A 7,427-nucleotide genomic window follows, 5' to 3' on the forward strand; every position below is an offset into this window, starting at 1 on the left:
GCGCTTCTGTCCCTCTCCGCGGATGCGGCCCCGTCCCGCCCAGCCTCCTGCCGCCCCGACCTGGGTCGTGAGTCTCCGATGAGGGTCGTGCTCCGTGGCGTGGCACGACCCGGGCCACGACCCAGGCGGGGGCGCGCCGGGGGACTGCCCTGTGCTCCCTTGCGGATGCGGCCTCGCCCCACGCTCCGCAGACTGGCCAGGTCCCCACACCACCGAGGAGTGCCCCATGGCCGCGGACGACGCCGACACCACCCGCACCGACCAGCTCACCTTCCAGAACCCGGTCACCCGCTACCCGCAGATCACCCCGCCCGAGCAGCAACAGGAGGAACCGGGCCTGCAGGCGGACATCGCCCCGCAGCCGGACATCGGTGAGCACTCCTACCGCGGCACCGGCCGGCTCGAGGGGCGGCGGGCGCTCATCACGGGAGGCGACTCGGGCATCGGAGCTGCCGTCGCGGTCGCCTTCGCGCGGGAGGGTGCCGACGTCGCGATCAACTACCTGCCCGCCGAGGAGGAGGACGCCGAGAAGGTCGCCCGCATCATCACCGAGAGCGGCCGCAAGGCCGTCCGGCTGCCGGGCGACCTCATCGACCCGGACGTGTGCCGGGACATCGTCGAGCGGGCTGCCGCCGAGCTCGGTGGCCTCGACATCCTCGTCAACAACGCCGCCAAGCAGGTCGCCAACGAGAGCCTGGAGGAGACGCCCGACGAGCAGGTCGTCGAGACCTTCCACGCCAACGTCCTCGCCATGTTCCGGGTGACCAAGGCGGCGCTGCGCCATCTGCCGCCCGGCTCGACGATCATCAACACCACCTCCGTGCAGGCCTACCAGCCCTCCCCGCCGCTGCTCGACTACGCCTCGACGAAGGCTGCGATCAACAACTTCTCCAAGGGCCTGGCCCAGGAGCTGGCACCGAAGGGCATCCGGGTCAACGCCGTCGCCCCCGGCCCGTTCTGGACCCCGCTGCAGCCCTCGCACGGACAGCCGGTCGAGGACCTGCCGGAGTTCGGCAAGAACACCCCGATCGGCCGGGCGGGCCAGCCCACCGAGTGCGCGCCCGCCTACGTCTTCCTCGCCTCGCCGGAGTCGAGCTACGTCATCGGCGAGACGCTCGCCATCACCGGCGGGTCCCCGACGCCCTGACCAGCAGCGCCGACCTGTCAGCGCCTCGACCACTCACGCGCCCACTCGGAGGGCAAGGACCGGGCACCCCGAGGAGTTCCAGGTGGTCGTCGTCGACGGTCGCCGGGTGACGGCGGACGACGGCGCGGGACGGGACGGGTGCCGCTGCGCGCCGTGACCTCGCTGCGGGAGGAGCCCGCCGAGCCCGTGGGCCGGGAGCCACCGGTCCGAGGCGAGAGGGCCTCGGGAGATACTGGCCGGGCGATGTCCCCACACTCCTCACCCCGCCCCGCCCTGCCCAGGGAGATCTGGGTGCTCGCCGCGGCCGCCCTGCTCATCGCGCTCGGGTACGGCCTCGTCTCGCCGGTCCTCCCGCAGTTCGCGCGCTCCTTCGACGTCTCCGTGGCCGCTGCCTCCTTCGTCGTCAGCGCCTTCTCGCTGTGCCGCCTCGTCTTCGCCCCGGCAGGCGGGGCGCTGGTCACCCGGCTGGGGGAGCGGCGGGTGTACCTCACCGGGCTGCTCATCGTCGCGGCCTCGAGCCTTGCGACGGCGCTCGCCCAGGACTACGTCCAGCTCCTGGTGTTCCGCGGGCTCGGCGGGATCGGGTCGACGATGTTCACCGTCTCGGCGATGGGGCTCATCGTCCGGCTGGCGCCCCCGACCGCGCGCGGCCGGGCGTCGTCGCTGTACGCCACATCCTTCCTCCTCGGCAACATCGGCGGGCCGGTGCTGGGCGGGCTGCTCGCCGAGCTCGGGCTGCGGGTGCCGTTCGTCGTCTACGCCGGCGCGCTCGTCATCGCCGCCGGCGTCGTCTGGCGCCTGCTCCCGGACACCGGGAGAAGGGGAGCGGCCCGGCCGAAGGACGAGCACCCGCCCATGCAGCTGGCCGAGGCGCTGCGTGACAGCGCCTTCCGGGCGGCGCTGGTGTCCGGGTTCGCCAACGGTTGGTCGAACTTCGGAGTGCGGGTCGCGCTGCTGCCGCTCTTCGCCGCGGCGGCGCTGGACGCGGGTCCGTGGTCCGCCGGGGCCGCCCTCGCGCTCTTCGCAGTCGGCAACGCCCTCGCCCTCAACGTCGCCGGGCGGCGGGCCGACCAGCGCGGGCGCAAGCCGCTCGTCCTCGTCGGTCTCCTTGTCAGCGGTGTCTTCACGGCGGTCCTCGGGCTCTCCGGGAACGTCGCCGTCGTCCTCGTCGTCTCGGCGCTCGCCGGGGTGGGAGCGGGACTGCTCAACCCGGCCCAGCAGGCCACCGTGGCCGACGTCGTCGGCCAGGAGCGCAGCGGCGGCAAGGTGCTCGCCGGGTTCCAGATGTCGCAGGACACCGGCGCGATCCTCGGGCCGGTGCTCGCCGGGGCGCTCGCTGACGCGTTCGGCTACGGCGTGGCCTTCGCGGTCTCCGGTGCGATCACCCTGCTCGCCGGCGTCGCCTGGCTCGGCGCCCGGGAGACGCTGGAGCACGCCCCGCGCAGGTGACGCCGACAGCGGGTCGCGCACGCGGCCGTTCCGCTCGGCGCCGGCCGGCCGCCGATCTCAGGTGAGGACCGGCTGGCGCGCCCGCCCGGCGCCGGCGGCGGCGAGGTCGGCCGCGACCCGGGCCAGCTCGGCCCGCTCCGCCCGGCTCGGCCGCACTGCGAGGAGGGCCCACAGGATGCAGGCGAGGTCGACGACCTCCTGCAGCCATGCCCCGACGATGGCTGGCAGCGCTCCGGTCGTGGCGACGAGCATGAGGCCCACCGACATCGCCACCCCGATCCCGATGGCCTGCCACGCCACCCGCATGGTCCGGCGGCCGATCTGGACGGCACGGACGCTGCGGGACAGGTCGTCGACGGTGATGACGACATCGGCCGACTCGCTCGCGGCGCTCGACCCCCGCGCCCCCATCGCCACCCCGACGTCCGCGGCGGCCAGCACCGGGGCGTCGTTGACGCCGTCCCCGACCATCATGACCGGACGGTGCGGCACGGCGCGCACGGCTGCGACCTTGTCCTCGGGGAGCAGGTCGGCGCGGACGTCGTCGATCCCGATCTGCCCGGCGATGTGGCGGGCGACGTCCTCGCCGTCGCCGGTGAGCATCATCGTCGTGCGCACCCCGGCACGGTGGAGGGAGGCCATCGTGGCGCGGGCCTCGGCGCGCAGCTCGTCGGCCAGCGCCAGCCACCCGGCGTACCGCCCGTCGACCGCGACGTGGACGCCCGTGGTGCCGGCGGGGGTGGGGGCCGGCTCGACCCCCACCTCGCGCCGGACGAAGCGGGCGCTGCCGACGACGACGGTGCGTCCGTCCACGGTGCCCCGCACGCCGTGGGCGGGGACCTCGGTGACGTCGTCGGCTGTCGGCACCTCCACGCGCTGAGCCCGGGCCGCGTCGACGACGGCCGCGGCGAGCGGGTGGCCCGAGTACTGCTCCACCGCCGCCGCGAGACCGAGCAGCTCCGCCGAGCCCACACCCTCACCGTGCACGGCGGTGACGCCCGGCTCGCCGTAGGTCAGGGTGCCGGTCTTGTCGAAGGCGACCGTGCGCACCCGGGCCAGCTGCTCCAGCGTCCCGCTGCTCTTGACGATGACGCCGTTGCGCGCCGAGCGTGACATCCCGCCCATGAACGCGACCGGGGCGGCGATGATGAGCGGGCAGGGCGTGGCGACCACGAGCACCTCGGCCAGCCGCGAGGGGTCGCCGGAGACCAGCCAGGCACCCACGGCCAGTGCGAGGGCGCCGAGGGTGAACGGCACCGCGACCCGGTCGGCGAGCCGCACGAACGGGGCCTTGGACTCCTGCGCCTCGCGGACGAGCTCGATGATGCGCTGGTACTGCGACTCCGCGGCGGTGGCCGTCGCCCGGAGCTCGACGGCCTCACCACCGTTGACGACGCCGGAGAGCACCTCCTCGCCGCGCACCCGGTCGACCGGGACCGACTCCCCGGTGAGCGAGGACTCGTCCAGGGTGGCGCCCTCGGACTCCAGGACGCCGTCGACCGGGACCACCTCGAAGGGACGGACCAGGAGCCGGTCACCCACCGCGACGTCCTCGACCGGGACGTCGGTGAGCCGGCCCTCGTCGTCGAGGCGGTGGGCGCGGCTCGGGGCGTTCTCCAGCAGCCCGGTCAGCTCACGCCGGGCCCGTCCGGCGGCGTGGTCCTCCAGCGCCTCCCCACCCGAGAGCATGAGGCAGACGACGAGCGCGGCCCAGTACTCCCCGACCGCGACGGCGGAGCCGATGGCGGTGACGGCGAGCAGGTCGATGCCGTAGCTGCCGGCCCGGATGTCGTCCACCATCCCGCGCACCTGCATGAGCGCGACGACGACGGCGAAGGCGGAGATGACCCAGCGGGCCGCCATGCCCTGGCCGGCGAGCTCCAGGACGCCGCCGAGCAGCGCGACGAGCCCGGTCGCGACGACGACCGGGTACTCGCGGACCGCTCCGAGACGTCCCCTCATGCGTCCTTTCTACGCCCGTTCCGCACCGTTTGTATAGCAAGGCAAGGCTCGCCTAAACCGCGGTACGGCGCGGAAAACCACCCGTCTTACCAGCCCGGCACAGGTCCGTCGTGGGACCGCCGTCCCACGACGGAAGAAGCCCTGCCTTCCCCGGGTCTGCACCACGGGCGGACGGCGCTGCGCCGCGGGGAAGGTCCGGGGAAGGGGCGCCCCATAGCGTCCGGCACACCAGATCGACCCACCGAAGGAGTCACCGATGACCGCCACCGCCGCCCGTCCCGCCCGCAACGGCGTCGACGTCCCCACCCTCTTCGCCACGATCGACGCCGTGCGCGAGAACCCGGGGCTCGCCGACACCCAGTTCCGGGCGCGGAACACCTGGATCAGCGGCACCCACAACCGCAGCGAGATCCAGGGCTTCTACGGGGCCGGCCAGGAGGACACCTCCCGCACCGTCCCGTTCGTCTACGACGCCGACCACCCGGAGGTGTTCGTCGGCACCGGTCTGGGACCGGCGCCGGTGGAGTTCCTGCTCCACGCGATCGCCGCCTGCCTGACCGCCGGGCTGGCCAACATCGCCGCCGCCCGCGGCATCGACCTGCGGCGGGTCACCTCCACCGTCGAGGGCGACCTCAGCCTGCTCAAGAGCCTGGGCGTCTCCGACGAGGGCCGCAACGGGTACGAGCAGATCCGCGTCCACTTCGAGATCGAGGGGGACGCGAGCGAGGAGCAGCTGCGCGAGCTCGTCGAGCAGTCCCGGCGCCGCTCCGCCGTCTACGACGTCCTGACCAACGGCACGGACGTCACGATCGACACCACCGTGCGCTGACAGCGCAGAGACACACAGGAGGGACGTACCCATGGCACGCACGACGGTCGTCGTGATCGGTGCCGGCCAGGCCGGTCTGGCGGTCAGCCACCTGCTGACCGCCGGCTCGGTCGACCACGTGGTCCTCGAGCGGGGCCGCGTCGCCGAGCGCTGGCTCTCCCAGCGCTGGGACTCCCTCCGGCTCCTCACCCCCAGCTGGCTGGTCCGGCTCCCGGGTGGGCAGTACACCGGCCCGGAGCCCGACGGCTACCTCGCCGCCCGCGAGGTCGCCGCGCACCTGGCCGGCTACGCCGCCCCGGCGCCGGTGCGCACGCACACCGAGGTGCTCTCGGTGTGCCGCACCGACGACGGGTACCGCACCGTCACCACCGACGGCACCTGGTCCTCCGACGCGGTCGTCGTGGCCACCGGCCACAGCGCCGCCGCCCGCCGCCCACCCATGGCGGGCGACCTCCCGCCGTCCGTGGTCCAGCCGGACGCCGACACCTACCGGCGTCCCGGTGACCTGCCCGACGGCGGGGTGCTCGTCGTGGGCGCCTCGGCCACCGGGGTGCAGCTCGCCGACGAGATCGCCGGAAGCGGCCGGCCGTTGACCCTCGCGGTCGGCTCGCACCGCCGGCTGCCCCGGCACCACCTGGGCCGGGACGTCTTCTGGTGGCTCGACCGGATGGGGGTGCTGCGGCGGCGCCGCGCGGACGCCGGCCCGCGGCAGTGGCGCGAGCCGTCCCTCCAGCTCGTGGGACGGGACGACGGCCGCGCGGTCGACCTCCCGTCCCTGCAGCAGCGGGGCGTCGTGCTGGCCGGCCGGTTCGTCGGGACCACCGGCCGGCAGCTCGAGCTGGCCGACGACCTGCCCGTGACGACGGCGGACGCCGACGCCCGGATGCGGGCCGCGCTCGCCCGCATCGACGCCTTCGCCGTCCAGCACGGGCTCGCCACACCGCCGGGACCGACCCCGGTCCCGGCGGCCCGCACCGCCGACGCCCCGACCCGGCTCACCGTCGGGCGGCGCGGGATCCGCACGGTCGTCTGGGCCACCGGGTACCGGCGCAGCTACCCGTGGCTGCACGTGCCGGTCCTCGACGCCCGCGGGGAGATCGTCCACACCGGTGGACGCACCCCCGCACCCGGGCTCTACGTCATCGGGATGGCGTGGCAGACCCGGCGCAACGCGACGACCCTCGACGGCGTGGGGGCGGACGCCGCGCTCGTCGTCGAGCACCTCGAGTCACACCTGCGAACGAGAGCGGGAGTCTGATGGGAACCTGGGACGTCATCGTCGTCGGGTCCCGGATCGCCGGGGCCTCCACCGCGCTCCTCCTCGCCCGCGCCGGGCTGCGGGTCCTCGTCCTGGACCGGGCCCGGCGCGGCAGCGACACCCTGTCCACCCACGCCCTGATGCGGGCGGGCGTGCTCCAGCTGTCCCGGTGGGGCGTCCTCGACGAGGTCGTACGTGGCACCCCACCGGTGCGGCGCACCCTGTTCCACTACTACGACGAGGACCCGGTGACGGTCTCCATCCGGCCGTCACCGGGGGTGCCCGCCCTGTACGCACCGCGCCGCACCGTCCTGGACACCGTCCTCGCCGACGCCGCGGAGCGTGCCGGGGCCACCGTCCGCCACGGCACCGCCGTCACCGGTGTGCTCCGTGACGAGTACGGCCGCGTCACCGGCGTGCGCACCCGCCGCCGGGGCGGCCCGGACGGCGCGGAGCGGGCACCCCTCGTCGTCGGCGCCGACGGCCTGCGCTCGGCGGTCGCCGACGCCGTCGGGGCGCCCGTGCTGTGGCGCGGCGAGGCGGCGACCAACGTCCTCTACGGCTACGTCACCGACCTGCCCGCGGCCGGGTACGAGTGGTACTACGGCGCCGGTGTCGGGGCCGGGCTCATCCCCACCCACGACGGCCTGACCTGCGTGTTCGCCGGCACCACCCGCACCGAGCTGGACCGGCTGCTCGCCACCGTGCCGCCGGCCGTCGCGCTCACCCTGCTCGCCCGCCGGCTCCCCGACCTCGTCGAGCGGCTGACGGCCGGTGGGCAG

At 74.8% G+C, this 7,427-nt stretch carries 6 protein-coding genes; 5 read left to right on the forward strand and 1 reads right to left on the reverse strand.

All coding sequences use genetic code 11. The features are described 5' to 3' along the window. Positions 1–226 precede the first annotated feature (226 nt). Both Q0195_RS07385 and Q0195_RS07390 read left to right on the forward strand, forming a co-directional pair. Positions 227–1,147 carry an SDR family oxidoreductase gene (locus Q0195_RS07385; RefSeq protein WP_299276536.1) on the forward strand — a complete coding sequence of 307 codons (921 nt, stop codon included), beginning with the start codon at positions 227–229 and terminating at the stop codon, positions 1,145–1,147. 243 nt (positions 1,148–1,390) lie between these two features. Further along, positions 1,391–2,596 carry an MFS transporter gene (locus tag Q0195_RS07390; protein ID WP_299276539.1) on the forward strand — a complete coding sequence of 402 codons (1,206 nt, stop codon included), beginning with the start codon at positions 1,391–1,393 and terminating at the stop codon, positions 2,594–2,596. Positions 2,597–2,653: 57 nt separating this feature from the next. Here Q0195_RS07390 and Q0195_RS07395 read toward each other — a convergent pair whose 3' ends face one another. Beyond that, a complete protein-coding gene (locus Q0195_RS07395) occupies positions 2,654–4,558 on the reverse strand; it encodes a heavy metal translocating P-type ATPase (RefSeq protein WP_299276542.1) in 1,905 nt (634 codons plus the stop codon). A gap of 256 nt (positions 4,559–4,814) precedes the next feature. On the opposite strand from Q0195_RS07395, the gene Q0195_RS07400 reads away from it, so the two are divergent. The 3 genes from Q0195_RS07400 to Q0195_RS07410 form a co-directional block, all read left to right on the forward strand. Then, complete coding sequence (locus Q0195_RS07400; RefSeq protein ID WP_299276544.1) at positions 4,815–5,387, forward strand: OsmC family protein; 573 nt, start codon at positions 4,815–4,817, stop codon at positions 5,385–5,387. A gap of 31 nt (positions 5,388–5,418) precedes the next feature. Continuing rightward, a complete protein-coding gene (locus Q0195_RS07405; protein ID WP_299276547.1) occupies positions 5,419–6,645 on the forward strand; it encodes an NAD(P)/FAD-dependent oxidoreductase in 1,227 nt (408 codons plus the stop codon). After that, positions 6,645–7,427: FAD-dependent oxidoreductase (locus Q0195_RS07410; RefSeq protein WP_299276550.1), on the forward strand; the 783-nt coding region annotated here is incomplete at its 3' end. The genes Q0195_RS07405 and Q0195_RS07410, both read left to right, overlap by 1 nt.

Source organism: uncultured Georgenia sp., from assembly GCF_937958535.1.
In the GTDB taxonomy this organism is placed as follows: Bacteria; Actinomycetota; Actinomycetes; order Actinomycetales; family Actinomycetaceae; genus Oceanitalea.